Origin of the sequence: Thermocatellispora tengchongensis (assembly GCF_014202315.1) — a bacterium.
Lineage (GTDB): Bacteria > Actinomycetota > Actinomycetes > Streptosporangiales > Streptosporangiaceae > Thermocatellispora > Thermocatellispora tengchongensis.
The window spans coordinates 321,294-339,252 of sequence record NZ_JACHGN010000002.1 but is presented as its reverse complement, the minus strand read 5'-3'; the positions used below and the strand labels follow the sequence as shown (position 1 = coordinate 339,252).

The following is a 17,959-nucleotide window of genomic DNA, read 5'->3' as shown; positions in this document are numbered from 1 at the left end:
GAGACACACCGCCTGCGGCCCGCCCAGCCCTCACCCCCAACAGGACCGGCCACCGGCCGGGCAGGTGAGAGCGTGCGCGACCTGCGGCACGCCCGGCCCCTTCCGCGAACAGGACGAGCCGACGACCGCACAGGTGCGGAGACACACCGCCTGCGGCCCGCCCAGCCCTCACCCCCAACAGGACCGGCCACCGGCCGGGCAGGTGAGAGCGTGCGCGACCTGCGGCACGCCCGGTTCCTACCTCGAACAGGACGGGCCACCGGCCGCGTGGGTGAGAGCGTGCTCGGCCTGCGGCGGGCGTCGCCTCTGGCCGGAGCACGGCGGGGCGCGGGAGGGCGGGTGCTTCTGGTGGGGTCGGGCGCGCGTGGGTGTGGACGCGTGAGGAGGAGGAAGGGGGCCGGAGGGCTTCCTCGGGGCTCCGCTCTTTCACCGCGCCATCCTTCTGCTGTCCCACCACGGTCGGCGTTCCAGTGTGAAATCGTTTGGGGCTTGTGTCAACAGCAGGGCCCTCAGACCATGTTGGGGGGTTGCAATCGTTTGCAGGGCACGTCAAGCTTGCGTGGTGTGACCGTCCTTAAGCCGCATCCCGATCGGGCGTTGCCCGCCGATCCCGCCGTCCGGGCGCTGGCGCGGGAGATTCTGGCGGCGACGCGTGACCTGCCGTTGTTGTGCATGCACGGGCATGTCGAGGCGTCGCTGCTCGCCGATGACCTGCCGTTCGACGACCCGGCGCGTCTGTTCGTGACGCCGGATCACTACCTCACCCGGATGCTGATCTCGCAGGGGGTGCCCATGGAGGCCCTGGGCATCCCGGGGCGTGACGGGGGGTGGGTGGAGACCGATCCCCGGGCGATCTGGCGGCGGTTCTGTGAGCACTGGCACGTGTTCCGGGGGACGCCCACCCGGTTCTGGCTGGAGTACGAGCTGCTGGAGGTGCTGGGCGTCAGCGGGCTGCCCTCCGCCAAGACGGCCGACCCGCTGTACGACGAGATCGCGGCGCGGCTGGCGGAGCCGGGGTTCCGGCCGCGGGCGCTGTTCGAGCGGTTCGGGATCGAGGTGCTGGCCACGACCGACCCGGCCATCTCCCCGCTCGCCGAGCACGCCCGGATCAGGGACGACGCGTGGCCGGGGGTGGTGATCCCGACCTTCCGGCCCGACTCGCTGCTACGGCTGGACGCGCCGGGGTGGCGGGAGGAGGTCGCGGCGCTCGGGGAGATGACGGGCGTGGACACGGGCTCGTACGCCGGGTTCCTGGACGCGCTGCGGGCGCGGCGGGCCGCGTTCGCCAAGGCCGGGGCCCTGGCCACCGATCACGGGCACGCCACCGCCGACACCACGCCGCTGCCGGAGGCCGAGGCCGCCCGCCTGTACGCCGACGCGCTCGCCGGCCGCCCGTACGGCGCCGACGCCTTCGCCGGGCACATGCTGCATGTGATGGCCGGGATGTCCGCCGAGGACGGCCTGGTGATGCAGCTCCACCCCGGCGTGCTGCGCGACCACGACCCGGCCGTGCGGGCGGCGTACGGGCCCGACCGGGGGTTCGACATCCCGATCGCGGCCGAGTTCACCCGGAGCCTGCGCCCGCTGCTGGAGTCGTACGGGCGGCACCCCGGGCTGACACTGGTCGTCTACACCGTGGACGAGACGACCTACAGCCGGGAGCTGGCCCCGCTGGCGGGGGTGTACCCGGCGCTGCGGCTGGGCGCGCCGTGGTGGTACCTCGACACGCCCGACGGGCTGCGCCGCTACCGCGAGGCGGTCACCGACACCGCCGGGTTCTACAACACCACCGGCTTCGTGGACGACACGCGGGCGTTCCTGTCCATCCCCGCCCGGCACGACCTGGCCCGGCGCGCCGACGCGGGCCATCTGGCGCGCCTGGTGGCCGAGCACCGGCTGGGCCTGGACGAGGCGATCGAGACGGCCGTCGACCTGGCTTACACCCTGCCGAAGCGCACGTTCACCCGCTCCCGGCCCGCCGGGGGCCAGTAACCGGGGAAGACCCCGCGCAGCAGGCCGAGGTCGGCCGTGCCCGTGGCCACGGCGAGACGGTCGTGCTCGCCGCGCAGGGCGGCGATGACCGGATCGGCGCTGCTCATGCTCATTATGTTCATCCCATGAAATGACCGGGTTGTGGCATGAGCGTATTGGCGGCCGGAACGCTAGGCGATGTTGCCTCCCGGAAGGCGGTAGACGGGCACGTCGTAGGTGGTCTGGTTGGCGGCCATGCGCAGCTCGGGGGCTCGGCGGCGCCGGCCCTGCCTGCCGGACTGCCTGACGGGCTGGGGGGCGAGCACGTCCACGCCGGCCGGCTGGGCGGGCGGGAGCTGGGCGGGGGCCATCCGCGACACGGCCTGCGGCTGCGGGGCCAGCACGTCCACCTCGTACGCGCGGCCGTTGCCGGTCGCGTCGTACAGGTAGCGGTACATCCCGGCGAGCAGCCGCTGCACGTCGGCGTGCGGGCGTACCACGAGGCGGAGGAACTGGCTGGTGGTGCCGAGCTTGTTGCCGCACTCGCGGACGAACACGCCGTGCTCGGTCATCAGGTAGTCGCGCAGGCCGACGCCGTCCTTGCCGGGCGGCAGCTTGATCAGCACGAAGTTCCCCTGGGAGGGGAAGACGGTCACGCCGGGCAGCGAGGCGAGCTGGCGGGTCATCGTCTCGCGGTCCTGGGCGAGCATGCGCAGGCTGTGCCGGTACTCGTCCATGTGCTCCTTCAGCATGAACACCACCAGCTCGGCGAAGGAGTTGAGGTTCCACTTCGGCACGGCCTTCTTCAGCTTCCCGGCGATGGCCGGGTTGGCCACCATGTAGCCGAACCTGATCCCGTGCAGCCCGAAGTTCTTGCCCAGGCTCTTCAGCACGATCACGTTGGGGCGGATCGCCGCCTGGTCGGCCACGCTCGGGTACGGCTCGGCGTCCACGAACTCGATGAACGACTCGTCCACCACGACGAGGTCCAGGTCGGTGAGCTGGTCCAGCATCCGGATGACCTCGTGGCGGGCCAGGTAGCCGCCGTCGGGGTTGTTCGGGTTGCACACGACCGCGACCCGCGAGCCGCGCTCGCGGATGAAGCGGATGTAGGAGTCCACGTCCAGCCGGAAGCCCTGGCTCTCCAGCAGCGGGTACATGTCCACCCGCTTGCCGGTCTCCAGCGGCTGGTCCGTCCAGCGGCCGAACGTGGGCACCGGGATGGCCAGGCTCTCGCGCACCAGCAGGTGGTCGATCCAGGTGATCAGCTCGGTGGAGCCGTTGCCCATGGCGACGGTGCTGGGGTTGATGCCGAGCGTGGCGCACAGCTCCTTGGTGATCGTCTCGGAGTCGCTGGGGTAGTACTTGAGCACGTCCACCAGGTTCCGCCGCAGCCCGTCGAACATCTCCGGCGTGGGGAAGTACGGGTTGCAGGGGATGCAGAAGTCCACGATGTCGGACCGGTCACCGGACGATCCACGCTTGAGCGCGAAGTACGACGGGCTGTGCGAGCCGTTCCGCAGCAGCGCGAGATCGACTGATCCGCTCAACTCGGTCCTCCTCGGGGCATGGGGCGTGTTCCACAGATGGGTACGCGCCCCGCCTGGGCCGAGTTCAGGTTCGCGCGGGTTCAGGTTCGCCGGGGTTCAGGTTCGCCGGGGTTCGGGTTCGCCGGGGTTCAGGTTGGCACGGGGTCAGGTTTGCAGGGGGGACATTTCCGCGGCGAACTCCGCCAGCCACTCCCCCGTGTCGGGGACGGGGCCCGCGGGGCGTACGACGAACTTGGTGATGCCCTGGGCCACGTACCGCTCGACCGCCTCCCGCGCGGCCGGCCAGCCGACGGGGACGAGCGCGGCCGGGTCGGCGCCGGGGGCGCGGCGGCGTACGGCGGCGGCCACCTCGGCCGGGATCGCCTCGGCGGCGACCGCCAGGCTGATGCCGTAGTGGTCGGGCTCGATCTCGCGGCCGGCCTCCTCGGCGTGGGCCATGATGGCGGCACGGCCGGCTCCCGCCTGCTCGGGGGTGAGGAAGCTGGCCAGCCAGCCGTCGGCGAGCCGCCCGACGCGGCGCAGCGCCGCCGGGCCGCTGCCGCCCAGCCAGATGTCCAGCGGCTTGACCGGGCGCGGGCCGATGTGCGCGTCCTCGACCCGGTAGAACTCGCCCTTGAAGGTCACGGTGTCCTGGGTGAGCAGCAGACGCAGCAGCCGCATCGCCTCGTCGAAGACCGCGCCCCGGTTGCCGTCGCCGGGGAGCGGGAAGAGCGCGCGCTCCTCGGGGCGGGCGGGCTGGAGCCCGAAGGCGGGCAGCACCCGGCCGGGGGCGAGCGCGGCCAGCGAGGCGAGCTGCTTGGCGACGAGCACCGGGTGGCGTCCGGGCAGGATGGCCACGCCCGTGCCGACCTTGAGCCGGGTGGTGCGGGCCAGCGCGTACGCCATACCCGCGACGGGCTCGGCGGACGGCCCGTACACGAGCTCCGACAGCCAGAGGGAGTCGATGCCCAGCTCCTCGGCCCGGTCCACGGTGCCGGGCAGCCGGTCGGCGGGCTCTCCGGGCGGCGGCGCGATCCCAATACGTACCTTCATATCCCCATTCGACCACGATTCATGAAGCGAACCCAGGTCCCGGCCGTCCTCGGCGGCAACGCGGCGCGGTCGTGTCTGGACCGGGCGTCCAGGCGCGGGCCATGGTCAGCGCGGGCATACCGACGTATGTTCTGGACATGGAGGGCAGACCATGAGTGCGGAGCCGCCGCTCAGTGCGTACCAGTTCGAGATCTACCTCGACGGCCTGGCCGGGCGGCGCCCGGCGTTCCCCACCGACCTCACCATGCTGGAGGAGGCGGCGCGGGCGCGGATGGAGCCGGAGGCGTTCGGGTACGTCTCGGGCGGCGCGGGGTCGGGCGCGACCGTGCGGGCCAACCGTGAGGCGTTCGACCGGTGGCGGATCGTGCCGCGCATGCTCCGCGACGTCTCCAAGCGCGACCTGGGCACGACCGTGCTCGGCACCGCCATGCCGGCCCCGGTGATGACGGCGCCGGTGGGCGTGCTGTCGATCGCCCACCCCGAGGGCGAGCTGGCCGTGGCGCGGGCCGCCGCCTCGCTGGGCGTGCCGATCGTGCTGAGCACGGCGGCGTCGTACACGATGGAGGAGGTCGCGGAGGCGGGCGGCGACGGCCCGCGCTGGTACCAGCTCTACTGGCCCAAGGACCGCGACCTGGCGATCAGCCTGCTCTCCCGGGCCGAGGCCGCCGGATACTCCGCGCTGGTGGTGACCCTGGACACCTGGATGCTGGCCTGGCGGCCCCGCGACCTGGACCACGCGTACCTGCCGTTCCTGCGCGGCGTCGGCGTGGCCAACTACTTCAGCGACCCGGCGTTCCGCGCCGGGCTGGCGCGCCCGCCGGAGGAGGACGTGCAGGCGGCGGTGCTGCGCTGGGCCGACCAGTTCGCCGACCCGCGCAAGACCTGGGCCGACCTGGCGTTCCTGCGCGAGCACTGGCGGGGCCCGATCGCGCTGAAGGGCATCCTGCACCCCGACGACGCCCGTCGCGCCGTGGACGCGGGCATGGACGGCATCGTGGTCTCCAACCACGGCGGGCGGCAGGTGGACGGCTCGGTCGGCGCGCTGGACGCGCTGCCCGGGGTGGTCGCGGCGGTCGGCGACCGGGCGGAGGTGCTGCTGGACAGCGGCGTGCGCACCGGCGCCGATGTGGTCAAGGCGCTCGCGCTGGGCGCGCGCGCCGTGCTGGTCGGCCGCCCGTACGCCTACGGGCTGGCCCTGGGCGGCGAGGACGGCGTGCGCCACGTGCTGCGCTGCCTGCTCGCCGAGCTGGACCTGACCCTGGCGCTCAGCGGCCAGACCACGATCGCCGAACTGAACCCGGGCCTGCTCGCCCCGGCCTGAGACCCGTGCGGAGCGCGGACGGCGCGCGCGGTACCGTGGCCGGATGCGTGCGGTCATCTACGAGGAGTTCGGCGGCCCTCTCACGCTCGCCGAGGTGCCCGTCCCCGAGCCGTCCCCGGCCGGGGCGGTGATCCGCGTCGAGGCGACCGGGGTGTGCCGCAGCGACTGGCACGGCTGGCAGGGCCACGACCCGGACATCCGCGCCTTCCCGCACGTCCCCGGGCACGAGTTCGCCGGCGTGGTGACCGAGGTGGGCCCGGCCGTGACGCGCCATCGCCCCGGCGACCGGGTGACGGTCCCGTTCGTGTGCGCGTGCGGGAGCTGTGCGGCGTGCGCGGCCGGGGACCAGCAGGTGTGCGAGCGCCAGACGCAGCCCGGCTTCACCCACTGGGGCTCCTTCGCCGAGTACGTCGCGATCGAGCACGCCGACGTCAACCTCGTGGCGGTGCCCGACGAGATGACCGCGGTGACGGCGGCGAGCCTGGGCTGCCGCTTCGCGACCGCCTTCCGGGCGGTGGCCCAGGTCGGCCGGGTGCGCCCCGGCGAGTGGGTGGCGGTGCACGGCTGCGGCGGGGTCGGCCTGTCCGCGGTCATGATCGCCGCCGCCGCGGGCGCCCAGGTCGTGGCGGTGGACGTCAACCCGGCCGCGCTCTCCCTGGCCCGCACCTTCGGCGCCGCCGCCACGATCCTGGCGGACGGCGAGCCCACCGCCCCCCGGGTCACCGAGGCCACCGCGGGCGGCGCGCACCTCTCGCTGGACGCCCTGGGCTCCCCGGCCACCTGTGCCGCCTCGATCCTGGGCCTGCGCCGCCGGGGCCGCCACGTCCAGGTCGGCCTCCTCCCGGGCGAGACGGCCGTGCCGATGGGCCGCGCCATCGCCTACGAGCTGGAGGTGCTGGGCAGCCACGGCATGCCGGCCCACGCCTACCCCGAGATGATGGCCCTGATCGCCTCCGGCCGCCTCCGGCCCGACCTCCTGGTCACCCGCACCGTCCCCCTCGACGAGGCCCCGGCCGCGCTCCCCGCCGTGGGCGCCACCCCCGGCGTCACCATGATCGTCCCCCACCTCCCCTGACCTGCCGCGGCCACGGGGGTCGTCATGCGAGGGGGGACTAACTAAGTCGTTCTGATTTAGATATGGCAGGATGAGGGTCATGCAGTCGGGGGCCAACCTCCCCGGGTTGGGGAGCTACAACCGGAGCGTGGTGCTCGGGGCGATCCAGGAGGCCGGCGGGATCAGCCGGGTGGAGATCGCGGAGCTGACCGGGCTCACGGCGCAGACGGTCTCGGTGATCGTGCGACGGCTGCTGGAGGAGGGGTTGGTCCGGGAGGTCGGGGCCGAGCCGTCCGGCGGCGGGAAGCCGCGGACGATCCTGCGGGTGGACCCCGAGGCGGGGCACGCGGTGGGGGTGCACTTCGACCCGGGCGAGATCCACTACGTGCTGGCCGACCTGGCCGGGCGGCCGGTGCGGGTGCGCCGGGGGGCCGTGCGGGGGGACGTCGAGCCGGAAGCGCTGGCGCGGCGGGTCGGGGGCGCGGTGCGGCGGCTGCTGAGCGAGGCGGGGGTCGCGCGGGAGCGGGTGATGGGGGTCGGGCTGGCCTGCCCGGGGCCGATCGACCAGCGCGGGGGGAACGTGGTGTTCCCGCCGCAGCTCGGGTCCTGGGCGGAGGCGCCGATCCGCGACCTGCTGGGCGAGGCCACGGGGTTCCCGGTGGCGGTCGAGAACGACGCGACGGCCGCCGCGATCGGGGAGCGGTGGGCCGGGCTCGGGCGTACGGCGGCCAGCTTCGCCTACGTGTACCTGGGCACGGGCATCGGGGGCGGGCTGTTCCTGGACGGGCGGATCTACCGGGGCCGCTCGCTGAACGCGGCGGAGTTCGGGCACATCACGGTGGTGCCCGACGGGCCGGCGTGCCACTGCGGCAACCGCGGGTGCGTGGAGGCCGTGTGCCGGCCCGCGGCGATCGTGGCGGCGGTCCGCGAGCGGCTGGCCGCGCCGGGGGCGGGCGGGACTCTGGCCGCCCTGTACGCCAAGGACCCCCGGCGGGTGACGTACGCACGGGTGCTGGCCGCCGCCGCCGACGGCGACGAGGTGGCGGCCGGAGTCGTGCGGACGGCGGCGGAGCGGCTGGCCGACGCCGTCGTCGGGATCGTGAACATGCTGGACCTCGACCTGGTGGTGCTCGGCGGGCCGGGCCTGGGCGCGGCGGCGGAGATCTTCCGCGGCACCGTGGCCGGGGCGGTCGCCTCGCGGGCCATCGCGCGCCGCCTGCGCACCGTGCGGGTCGAGGTCTCCGGGCTCGCCTCGCCGGACGGCGGCTCTCCCTCCGCCGCGGCGGTGGGGGCGGCGTCGCTGGTGTTCCACCGGGCGTTCGCGCCCGATGTCGGCACTCTGATCAGCCAAGGACACATATGACACCTATCGCGCCTTCTCCCGGTCCCGTGCTGGCGATCGACGTCGGGGGGACGAAGCTGGCCGTGGCGCTGGCCGGGCCCGACGGGCGGCTGCTGCGGCGGGCACAGGGGCCCACGCCGGCCTCGCCCGACCCGATGGCCGTCGCGGACGCGCTGCTCGGCCTGGTGGCCGAGGTCGCGGCGGGCGCCGCGCCGGCGGCGGTCGGGGTCGCCTCCGCCGGGCCGATCGACCCGGCGGAGGGCACGGTCAGCCCGGTGAACATCGCCGCCTGGCGCGACTTCCCGCTGCTCGACCACGTGCGCCGTGCGGTCCCGGGCGTGCCGGCCGTGCTGGTGGGCGACGCCGTGGCCGCGGCCGTCGGCGAGAGCTGGCGCGGGGCGGGCACGCCGGGCGGCACCATGCTGGGCATCGTCGTCTCGACCGGGATCGGGGGCGGGCTGGTGCTGGGCGGCGAGCCGTACCCGGGGCCGACCGGCAACGCCGGGCACTTCGGGCACATCAGCGTCGATCCGGCCGGGCCCGAGTGCGCCTGCGGCAACCGCGGCTGCGTGGAGGCGGTGGCGAGCGGCCCCTCGCTGGTGCGGTGGGCGCGCGCGCAGGGCTGGCGGACCGGCGAGGACGACGCCGACGCCCGCCTGCTGGCGGCCGACGCGGGCGCGGGCGACCCGGTGGCGCTGGCCGCGTTCGACCGCGGGGCGCGCACCCTGGCCGCGGGCATCGTCGCCGTGGCCACGATCTGCGACCTCGATCAGGTGGTGGTGGGCGGCGGCGTGGCGGGCGCGGGTGAGATCCTGTTCGGGCCGCTGCGCCGGCACGTGCGCGAGCACACCCATCTCGGCTTCGTACGCCGCCTGCGGGTGCTGCCCGCGGCGCTCGGCGGAGACGCCGGGCTGGTGGGCGCCGCCCGGGTGGCGCTGCTCGCCCTCGCGGCCACGCCCCTGCGGGCCACCACCTCCGTCCCCTGACCAGCGTCCCCCGACCAGCACGCACGACCACAGGAGCCTCGATGACCGCCGTACTGCCCATGACCAACCCGATCCGCCCGTACGCGTGGGGGTCGCGCACCGCCATCGCCGCTCTGCAGGGCCGCGAGCCCGCCGCCGGCCCGGAGGCGGAGCTGTGGATGGGGGCGCACCCGGCCTCGCCGTCGGTGCTGACCACCAGGGGCGGGCCGATCCCGCTGCCCGACCTGATCGCCGGCGACCCCGAGGGCACGCTGGGGGCCGAGGCGCTGGGCCGGTTCGGGCCGCGGCTGCCGTTCCTGCTGAAGGTCCTGGCGGCCGACGAGCCGCTGTCGCTGCAGGTGCACCCGAGCCCGGAGCAGGCGGCGGCAGGCTTCGAGCGCGAGAACCGCGCCGGCATCCCGCTGGGCGCCCCTGATCGCAACTACCGCGACCCGTACGCCAAGCCGGAGCTGTTGTGCGCCCTGGAGCCGTTCGAGGCCCTGAGCGGCTTCCGGGCGCCCGCGGAGTCGGCCGCGCTGCTGGAGTCCCTGGGCGTGCCCGCGCTGGAGCCCACGGTCAAGCTGCTGTCGGCCGGGGCCGTGCACACGGCCGTCTCGGAGCTGCTGACGCTGCCGGCCGCCGAGCGGGAGCCCCTGGTGTCGGCGGTGGCCGCCGCGTGCGCGGCGCGGGAGGACCTGGTCTGGGCGGCCGGTCTGGCCGGGCACTATCCGGGCGACTCCGGCGTGGTGATCGCGCTGTGCATGAACCGGGTCGTCCTCGCGCCCGGCGAGGCCATGTACGTCCCCGCGGGCCAGCCCCACAGCTACATGCGCGGCGTGGGCGTGGAGATCATGGGCTCGTCCGACAACGTGCTGCGGGGCGGCCTGACCGGCAAGCACATCGACATCCCGGAGCTGCTGGCGATCCTGTCGCCCGAGCCGGCCGAGCCCGCCGTGGTGCGCCCGGCCGCCCGCGACGGCGTGGAGGTGTACGAGACCCCCGCCGCGGAATTCCGGCTGTCGCGCGTACGGCTCGACGGTAATCTTGATCTGCCGGCCACCGGGCCGCGCATCCTGCTGTCCGTCGCGGGCACGGTCACCGTGCGGCGCCGCCCGCGAGACGGCCAGGGGAACCCGGGCGATCGGCTTGAGCACGGCACGCCGGGCGAGCACGACGAGATCGCGCTCGCGCCGGGGGCCTCGGCGTTCGCCCCGGCCTCCGCCGGCCCGCTGATGCTGTCCGGACACGGCACGGTGTTCGTCGCGACCACGGGCTGACCCCTCCCGCGGTGCCGCGGAGCCACGCGATGGGTTCCGCATTGTCGCAGGTCAGAGAGATACAGATCTTTTTAGTACACCGTGAGCGCCAAATCCACCTAAAATCCGCCGATGTGAACCAATCTCCCGAGAGGTTGCCGATACGCGAGCGGTCGGCTCGCGCGACCACCGGGCGGCACCGCCGTCCGGTGCCGGCCTATCTGCCGCCGGGGGCGCCCGCCCTCGTGCTGGCGGTGCCAGGTTCGGGCGACCAGGTGTCCGCCGACGTGGCGGGCGCGCTGGCCGTGGAGAACCCACAGGTCGACGTGCGGCTGGCCTATCTCGGGGACGGCGCGGAGGGCGTGGCCAAGCAGCTCTCCGAGGTGGGCGCGGAGCGGGAGAAGGGCGCGCTGGCGGCGGTCGTCGTGCCGCTCGTCACCGGGCCGTACTCGCGGGTGTACCGCACGGTGCGCGAGGCCGTGGCGCAGAGCGGGATCGTCGCGATCGTCACCGACCCGCTCGGGCCGCACCCGCTGCTGGCCGAGGCGCTGCACATCCGGCTGGCGGACAAGGAGCTGGCCCGTGCCGACCGCATGCGGCTGTTCAACATCGCCGCGCCGGTGGACGGGGTCATCGTGGCGACGGCGGGCGGCGAGGAGGCGGCCCGCGCCGCGGAGACCACGGCGGTGCTGCTCGCCGCGCGGCTGGCGCTGCCCGTGGTGGCGGCCTCGATCGACTCCGCGCCGAGCATCGGCGACGCGGCCGAGCGGCTGCGCCGGATCGGGGCGTCCAAGCTGGCCGTCGCGCCGTACGTGATCGGGCCGGAGGCCGACATGACCAAGGTCGCCACGGCGGCCGAGGCCATCGGCGCGGGCTACGCCGACGCGCTCGGCGCGCACACCCACGTCGTCCAGCTCGCCGCGAGCCAGTTCGGCGGCTCACTGGACGACCTGTTCTGAGGCCCCTGTCAGAGGCCCTGTTCCGAGGCCCTGTTCTGGGGCCCCTGTTCTGGGGCCCGGAGGGCTCACAGGGGGACGGCGAACAGGGCGCGGCGCCCGGGGAACTCCGCCACGCTCCACACCGTCTTCTTCTCCCGCCAGCAGGTGAGGTCCTCGGGGCCGACGGGGTAGGGGCGGGCGGTGACCTTCTCGCCGGGGCGGGTGACGATCAGCGTGCCGTTGCCGCGCGCCCCCGCGGTCTGGCTGAAGTACCACGTGCCCTCGTGGGACAGCGCGCCCTGGATGCGGTGTCCGGGCATCCGGAAGGCGTCCACGGCCGCTCCTGAGGCGTCCAGGGCCCCGCTGGAGGCAAGCGGCCAGCGCGCCACCCGGCCCAGCTCGCCGCCCGGCCCGTCGGTGTACTCGCCTGAGATCAGCAGATCGCGCTCGCCGCTGCGGTCCACCGCGACGAAGGAGAACCGGGGACCTCGGGTCTCGACCTGCCACATGCCGGTCTGGGGCATGATGTAGCGGTAGCCGAAGGCGTGCAGCGCGCCGCCGTGGCGGCCGATCTTCGTCTTGTCGCCCACGTCGTCGCGGCCGGTCCTCATGTCCAGGATGCGCTCCAGCGAGAACGCGCGCAGCCCGCGGACGGTGTCGGCGACGTACAACGTGGTGCCGTACCAGGCGATGCCGCCCGCGTGGATGTCGATCGGGCCGAAGGAGCCGCCCTCCTCCGGCTTCACCAGCAGGATGTGCTGGTACTTCCCCGTCTCTGGGTCCAGCGCGCTCACCCGCGCGCCGCGCTCGCCCTCCTCGGGCCGCCAGTACCAGCTCACCAGGAACGCCGGGTCGGCCACGCCCGCGTCGGAGGCGCAGGTCACCCCCTGCGGATACCAGTCGGTGGTGTCGTCGTCACCGGACTGGAAGCAGAACCAGTCCACCGGCTTGGTGCGCATGGAGCCCCACGCGGTGGTGCGGCCCTTGCGGGTGGCGGTGCGGTTGCCGTTGTCCAGGACGGTGCGCAGGGGCACCGCGTCCAGTTCCCGGTCCAACACGTCGATGCCATCGCGTAGTTTCCCGGACACGTTGCGTAGCGTGAACGGAGCGGCGTCCACCGGGGTCATTTCCGCCATCATTCGCCCTTCCGAGTAGTCGGCTCCCTTCAGCTTGACGGAACGGACAGGAGGTGCGCATGAGGATTCCTCACCTCAGGTGAGATTTATCGCCACGCGTGCACCGGATCACCGCCAAGCGCCAGTTCCCGGTAGCGGGTCACCATCCGGGCGGTGGCCCGGCGGTCGCGGCCCTGCCCGGCGACCGTGGCGCGCTGCCACACCGCCCCCGTACGCCGCCGCGCGATCCGCTCGCCGATCACGGCCAGCGTCCTGCCGGCCTCCTCGGCGTCCACTCCGCCCAGCTCCAGGCCCCGTGCGGCCAGCGGCAGCAGCTCGCGCGCCAGTTCGGCCGCCGGGGTCTCGCCCTCCCGTCCCGGCCAGGACAGGGCCGCGTCCAGCCCGTCGCGGGCGGCCCGGTAGAAGTTCCGGTACGCCCCCGCGAACGGGAAGTCCGCCCGCCAGCCCGGGTCGTCGGCCAGCGCGAGCACCAGCCCGATGAGGAAGGCCGCGTTGGCCACCATGTCGGGCACCGAAGGGCCGGCCGGGAGCGCCCGCATCTCGACCCGCAGGTGGCCGCCGCCCGCCGGGTCGTACACGGGGCGGTTCCACTGCCAGACCGTGCCCTGGTGCAGCCGCAGCTCCTCCAGCCGGGGCACGCCGCCGGCCTTGACCACCGCGGCCGGGTCCTCCTCGCTGAGCAGCGGCAGGATCGGCTCGTAGTCGCGCACGCACCGCGCGATGGCCTCCGCCGCGCCGCCCTCGGCCCAGTCGGTGCCGAAGGCCACCCGGCCCTCCCTGCGGAAGCGGCGCTCGATGTCGCGGTCGTCGGCGGCCTCCTCGAACAGCGGGACCCGGGTCTCCTCCCACAGCTCCCGGCCGAACAGCATCGGCGAGTTGCCCGCGACCGCGAGCACCGGGCCGGTGGCGAGCTGGGCGGCGTTGAAGACACGGTCGAAGTCGGCGGGCGGGGTGCGCAGGTGCACCTGCCAGGAGGTGTTGGCGCTCTCCAGCACCACGCCGCGCACCTCCAGCTCCAGTTCCTGCCGGCCCTCGATGCGGATGCGGAACGGCTCCACGCGCAGCCGGCGCAGGCCGCGGGTCATGGCCCGGTAGCGTGCCTCGTCGCTGACGGTGTCGTCGCTGAAGTCGTGGGAGGACAGGGTGGGCAGGATGCCGATGGGCACCACTCCCCCGCCCTGCTCGGCCGCCGCCCGGTCCACCAGGCGGACGACCTCGCGCGCCTCCGCGGCGAGCGCGCTGAACGGCCGCCCGGCCAGCGGCTGCGGCGACAGGTTGGCCTCCAGGTTGAACCGGCCGAGTTCGAGCACCACGCGGTCGTCGGCGACGAGGTCGCGCACCTCGTGGTTGCGCGGCAGCGGGCGCCCGTCGGGGGTGACCAGGAACAGCTCCAGCTCCGCGCCGAGCGTGAGCGGCCCCTGACCGAAGCCGGGGCGGGCGAGCAGCTCGCGCAGCGCGTCGAGCGAGGTCTCCAGCCGCTCGGCGAACAGCACGTACTCCTCCTCGGAGAACCGCTCCCTGTCGATCTCACGGCCCATGGCCACTCCCTCTCGGCGGGTCAGCGTGTCGCGGACACCTCCCCTTCTGTCCCGCCTGCGGGACTCCACACCTCCGGGCGGTGACAGGCGACCGCGTGGCCGGCTCCGCGCCAGGCGGTCAGGGCGGGCGGCTCGGCGCGGCACCGCTCGTCGGCCTTCCAGCAGCGCGGGTGGAAGGAGCAGCCGCGCGGCGGGTCGATCGGGCTGGGCGGCTCGCCGGTGAGCACGATCTCCTCGCGCCGCCCGCGCAGCCCGGGGTCCGGTACCGGCATCGCCGACAGCAGCGCCTGCGTGTACGGGTGGCCGGCGTTGCGGTACACGTCGTCCTCGCCGCCGATCTCGACCACCTTGCCCAGGTACATCACCGCGATCCGGTCGGCGAGGTGCTGGACCACGCTCAGGTCGTGGGAGATGAACACGTACGCCAGGTCCAGCTCGTCCCGCAGCCGCTCCAGCAGGTTGACGATCTGCGCCTGCACCGAGACGTCGAGCGCGGAGACCGGCTCGTCGCACACCAGCACCCGGGGCCGCAGGGCCAGCGCCCGCGCGATGCCCACGCGCTGGCGCTGCCCGCCGGAGAACTGGTGCGGGTAGCGTCCGCAGTGGTCGGGGTTGAGCCCGACGGTCTCCAGCAGCTCCCGCACCCGCGCCCGCCGGTCGCCGCGCGGGGCGAGGTCGCGGTGGATCTCGAACGGCTCCCGGACGATGGCCTCGATCGTCATGCGGGGGTCGAGCGAGGTGTAGGGGTCCTGGAACACGAGCTGGACGTCCCGCCTGGCCCGGCGCAGCGCCCGGCCGCGCAGCCGCCCGACGGGCCGCCCGCACACGGTGACCTCGCCGGCCGTGGGCCGCTCCAGCGCGGCCAGCACCTTGGCCAGGGTGGACTTGCCGCAGCCCGACTCCCCCACGATGCCCAGCGTCTCGCCGGGACCGAGCGTGAGGTCCACCCCGTCCACCGCCTTGACCTGCCCGGCCACCCGCCGCAGCGGCCCGCCGCCGATCGGGTAGTACTTCACCAGCCCGCGCGCCTCCAGCACCGGAGCGCTCATCCCTCGATCACCTTCGTCCACTCGTGGCAGGCGCTGGCGCGCCCGGGGGCGACGTCGTACAGGGGCGGGGCGTCGGCGCAGCCGGGGCCGGCCAGCTCGCAGCGGGGCCGGAACCGGCAGCCCTCGTCCGGGCGCGACATGTCGGGCGGGGCGCCGGGGATGACCGCGAGCCGCTTGCCGCGCAGGTGCGGGCGCGGGATCGCGCCGAGCAGCGCCCGCGTGTACGGGTGCGCGGGCCGGGCGTAGATGTCGTGCGCGCCCGCCTCCTCGACCACGCGCCCGGCGTACATGACGGCCACGCGGTCGGCGATGTCGGCGACGACGCCCATGTCGTGGGTGATCAGGACCAGGGCGGTGCCGTGCTCGCGCTGGATCTCGCCGAGCAGCCGCATGATCTGGGCCTGCACGGTCACGTCCAGCGCGGTGGTGGGCTCGTCGGCGATGATCACCTTGGGGTCGAGCGCGATGGCCAGGGCGATGCCGACCCGCTGGCGCATGCCGCCGGAGAACTGGTGCGGGTAGTCGCCGGCGCGGCGCGCGGCCGAGGGGATGCGCACCCGGTCCAGCACCTCCACGGCACGCCGTCTCGCCTCCCGGCGCGAGGCCCCGCGGTGGTAGCGGAACATCTCCGCGATCTGGTAGCCCACGGGCAGCACCGGGTTCAGCGCGGACAACGCGTCCTGGAAGATCATCGCGACGGTGGTGCCGCGCAGCCTGCGCCTGGTCTCCTCGGGCAGGGTGAGCAGATCCACGCCGCGCAGCCGGATCGCGCCCGCGGTGACCCGGCCGCGCGGGGCGCGGACGATGCCCATGACCGCGCGGGCGGTCACGCTCTTGCCGCTGCCCGACTCGCCGAGCACGGCCAGGGTCTCGCCCGCCCCGACCGCGTAGGAGACCCCGTTGACCGCGCGCACGGTGCCGTGGGCGGTGGCGAACTCCACCTGGAGGTCCTCCACCGACAGCATGGGCGCGCCCGGATCGTGGCCGGGCAGCGACTCCAGCAGGTCACTCACACGGGGCTCCTATCGGATGCGGGGGTCGATCGCGTCGCGCAGCGCGTCGCCGAGCAGGACGAAGCCGAGCACCGTGACCGTGAGGAAGATCGAGGGGAAGACCAGCAGGTGGATGCTGGTGGTGAAGTACTGCTGGGCGGTGTTGAGCTGCACCCCCCAGGAGATCGCCGGGGTCTGCAGGCCGACGCCGAGGAAGGTCAGCGCCGACTCGTAGGCGATGATGCCGCCGACGTTGAGCCCGGCGAGCACGGCGACCGGGCCGATCGAGTTCGGGATCACGTGCCGCAGCAGGATGCGTACCGGTCCGGCGCCGATGCCGCGGGCGGCGGCGATGTACTCGCTGTTCACCACGGCCAGCACCGAGCCGCGCATCACCCGGGCCAGCGCGGGCCAGCCGAACAGGATCAGCACCGCGGAGACGGTGAACTCGTTGTGCGTGCTCAGCGTCTGCAGGATCACGATCATCCCGACCAGCGCGGGGAAGCCGAGGAAGACGTCCACCAGGCGGCTCATCAGCATGTCGGTCCAGCCCCGGAAGTAGCCCGCCAGGCAGCCCACCACGACCGCGACCACCACGGTGCCCAGCGTGGTCAGCAGCGCGATGGCCACCGAGGAGCGGGCGCCGTAGATCACGTTGGCGTACAGGTCGCAGCCCTGGACGTCGAAGCCGAAGGGATGGCCCTCGCGGGGCGGCAGCGCGCTGTCGGCCAGGTCGCAGGCGCGCGGGTCGCCGTGGCCGAACCAGCCGGCGAACGCCTGCGGGGCCACCGCGAGCGCGCAGATGATCAGCACGACCGTGGCCGAGATCACGAATGCCGGGCTGCGCGTCAGGCCCGTCCTGACGACCGGCCGGAGGTCAGTGGAGGCGGATACGGGGGTCGAGGATGCCATAGAGCAGGTCCACCAGGAGATTCACCAGCAGGAAGACGAGGACGAGGAGCGTGCCGATGCCGACCACCACGGGCCCGTCGTGCTGCGGGATCGAGGTGAAGATCTGGTAGCCCAGGCCGGGCAGGTTGAAGATGCCCTCGATGAGCACCGTGCCGCCCAGCATGTAGCCCAGCGAGACGCCGAGCAGCGAGACCACCGGGATCAGCGAGTTGCGCACCACGTGCCGCCAGACCACCACCCGCCGCGGCAGGCCCTTGGCGTCGGCGGTGTCCACGTAGTCGGCGGACAGGTTGTCCAGGACGCTGTTCCTGGTCACCCGGGCGCTCTGGGGGAGCACCCCCAGCGCCAGCACCAGCCCCGGCAGCAGGTACGCCACCGGCCACCCGGCGTCCGCCCCCGAGACGGGGAACCAGCCGAGCTGGACCCCGAAGACGAACTGGGCGACGTAGGCGACGACGAAGAACGGTATCCCCATGGCCAGGGTGGTCCCGGCCAGCACGGTGTAGTCGGCGGCCTTGCCCCGGCGCACCCCGGCCAGGGTGCCGAGCAGGATGGCGAGCACGGCCTCCATGAGCCAGGCGGTGATGCCGAGCTGGAAGGTGACCGGCCAGCCGGCCCGGATGATCTCCGAGACCGGCCGGCCGCTGAAGCTCGTGCCGAGGTCGCCCCGCGCCAGCCCGGCCAGGTAGTGGCCGTACTGCACGATCAGGGGGTCGTCCAGGTGGAAGCGCTCGCGCAGCGCCCGCTCGACCGACGGCGAGATGACCTGGTTGGGCCCGAACAGCGCCCGGATCGGGTCGCCGGGCAGGGCGTAGACGGCCAGGTAGATCACGAACGTGGTGCCGAGCAGTACCGGTATCGCCAGGAGCACCCGGCGGACGATGTACCTCCCCACGAGCCCCC

At 74.1% G+C, this 17,959-nt stretch carries 16 protein-coding genes; 7 read left to right on the top strand and 9 right to left on the bottom strand.

The window, feature by feature from the left end; genetic code table 11:
* The first annotated feature begins 564 nt into the window (after positions 1–564).
* A complete protein-coding gene (gene uxaC / locus HNP84_RS04860) occupies positions 565–1,992 on the top strand; it encodes a glucuronate isomerase (RefSeq protein WP_221335863.1) in 1,428 nt (475 codons plus the stop codon).
* On the opposite strand, the gene HNP84_RS04855 is transcribed toward uxaC, so the two are convergent.
* The 3 genes from HNP84_RS04855 to HNP84_RS04845 all read right to left on the bottom strand — a co-directional run bounded on the left by HNP84_RS04855 (position 1,938) and on the right by HNP84_RS04845 (position 4,553).
* Positions 1,938–2,099, bottom strand: coding sequence for a hypothetical protein (locus HNP84_RS04855; RefSeq protein WP_185048138.1), 162 nt, complete (start codon positions 2,097–2,099; stop codon positions 1,938–1,940). The genes uxaC and HNP84_RS04855 overlap by 55 nt on opposite strands.
* A gap of 63 nt (positions 2,100–2,162) precedes the next feature.
* Positions 2,163–3,521, bottom strand: coding sequence for a pyridoxal phosphate-dependent aminotransferase (locus HNP84_RS04850; protein WP_221335862.1), 1,359 nt, complete (start codon positions 3,519–3,521; stop codon positions 2,163–2,165).
* A 144-nt stretch (positions 3,522–3,665) separates the two neighbouring features.
* Positions 3,666–4,553, bottom strand: a complete 888-nt coding sequence (locus tag HNP84_RS04845; RefSeq protein WP_185048137.1) for a TIGR03854 family LLM class F420-dependent oxidoreductase — start codon at positions 4,551–4,553, stop codon at positions 3,666–3,668.
* Positions 4,554–4,704: 151 nt separating this feature from the next.
* On the opposite strand from HNP84_RS04845, the gene HNP84_RS04840 reads away from it, so the two are divergent.
* The 6 genes from HNP84_RS04840 (at position 4,705) to HNP84_RS04815 (ending at position 11,450) form a co-directional block, all read left to right on the top strand.
* Positions 4,705–5,874 (top strand): lactate 2-monooxygenase, encoded by a 1,170-nt coding sequence (locus HNP84_RS04840; RefSeq protein ID WP_185048135.1) that lies wholly within the window; start codon positions 4,705–4,707, stop codon positions 5,872–5,874.
* 43 nt (positions 5,875–5,917) lie between these two features.
* Entirely contained in the window at positions 5,918–6,949 is a 1,032-nt protein-coding gene (locus HNP84_RS04835; protein ID WP_185048133.1) for a zinc-dependent alcohol dehydrogenase family protein, read from the top strand.
* A gap of 70 nt (positions 6,950–7,019) precedes the next feature.
* The gene (locus HNP84_RS04830) at positions 7,020–8,291 is read left to right on the top strand and encodes an ROK family transcriptional regulator (protein WP_246517806.1); all 1,272 of its coding nucleotides are present in this window, start codon (positions 7,020–7,022) and stop codon (positions 8,289–8,291) included.
* On the top strand, positions 8,288–9,256 hold the full coding sequence (locus tag HNP84_RS04825) for an ROK family protein (RefSeq protein WP_185048131.1): 969 nt from the start codon (positions 8,288–8,290) through the stop codon (positions 9,254–9,256). Before HNP84_RS04830 ends, HNP84_RS04825 begins: the two co-directional genes overlap by 4 nt.
* 41 nt (positions 9,257–9,297) lie before the next feature.
* Positions 9,298–10,512 (top strand): mannose-6-phosphate isomerase, class I, encoded by a 1,215-nt coding sequence (gene manA / locus HNP84_RS04820; protein ID WP_185048129.1) that lies wholly within the window; start codon positions 9,298–9,300, stop codon positions 10,510–10,512.
* 113 nt (positions 10,513–10,625) lie between these two features.
* A complete protein-coding gene (locus HNP84_RS04815) occupies positions 10,626–11,450 on the top strand; it encodes a sirohydrochlorin chelatase (protein ID WP_312923761.1) in 825 nt (274 codons plus the stop codon).
* A gap of 65 nt (positions 11,451–11,515) precedes the next feature.
* Here HNP84_RS04815 and HNP84_RS04810 read toward each other — a convergent pair whose 3' ends face one another.
* The 6 genes from HNP84_RS04810 to HNP84_RS04785 form a co-directional block, all read right to left on the bottom strand.
* On the bottom strand, positions 11,516–12,556 hold the full coding sequence (locus tag HNP84_RS04810; RefSeq protein ID WP_185048128.1) for a hypothetical protein: 1,041 nt from the start codon (positions 12,554–12,556) through the stop codon (positions 11,516–11,518).
* A gap of 95 nt (positions 12,557–12,651) precedes the next feature.
* Positions 12,652–14,103 (bottom strand): glutamate-cysteine ligase family protein, encoded by a 1,452-nt coding sequence (locus HNP84_RS04805; RefSeq protein WP_185048126.1) that lies wholly within the window; start codon positions 14,101–14,103, stop codon positions 12,652–12,654.
* Between the two features lie 20 nt (positions 14,104–14,123).
* A complete protein-coding gene (locus HNP84_RS04800) occupies positions 14,124–15,152 on the bottom strand; it encodes an ABC transporter ATP-binding protein (RefSeq protein ID WP_185048125.1) in 1,029 nt (342 codons plus the stop codon).
* Positions 15,149–16,165 (bottom strand): ABC transporter ATP-binding protein, encoded by a 1,017-nt coding sequence (locus HNP84_RS04795; protein WP_312923757.1) that lies wholly within the window; start codon positions 16,163–16,165, stop codon positions 15,149–15,151. The genes HNP84_RS04800 and HNP84_RS04795 overlap by 4 nt, the downstream gene beginning before the upstream one ends.
* Positions 16,166–16,174: 9 nt before the next feature.
* Positions 16,175–16,975 carry an ABC transporter permease gene (locus HNP84_RS54730; protein ID WP_185048123.1) on the bottom strand — a complete coding sequence of 267 codons (801 nt, stop codon included), beginning with the start codon at positions 16,973–16,975 and terminating at the stop codon, positions 16,175–16,177.
* Positions 16,976–17,021: 46 nt separating this feature from the next.
* Positions 17,022–17,951 carry an ABC transporter permease gene (locus tag HNP84_RS04785; protein ID WP_185048121.1) on the bottom strand — a complete coding sequence of 310 codons (930 nt, stop codon included), beginning with the start codon at positions 17,949–17,951 and terminating at the stop codon, positions 17,022–17,024.
* Positions 17,952–17,959: the final 8 nt, after the last annotated feature.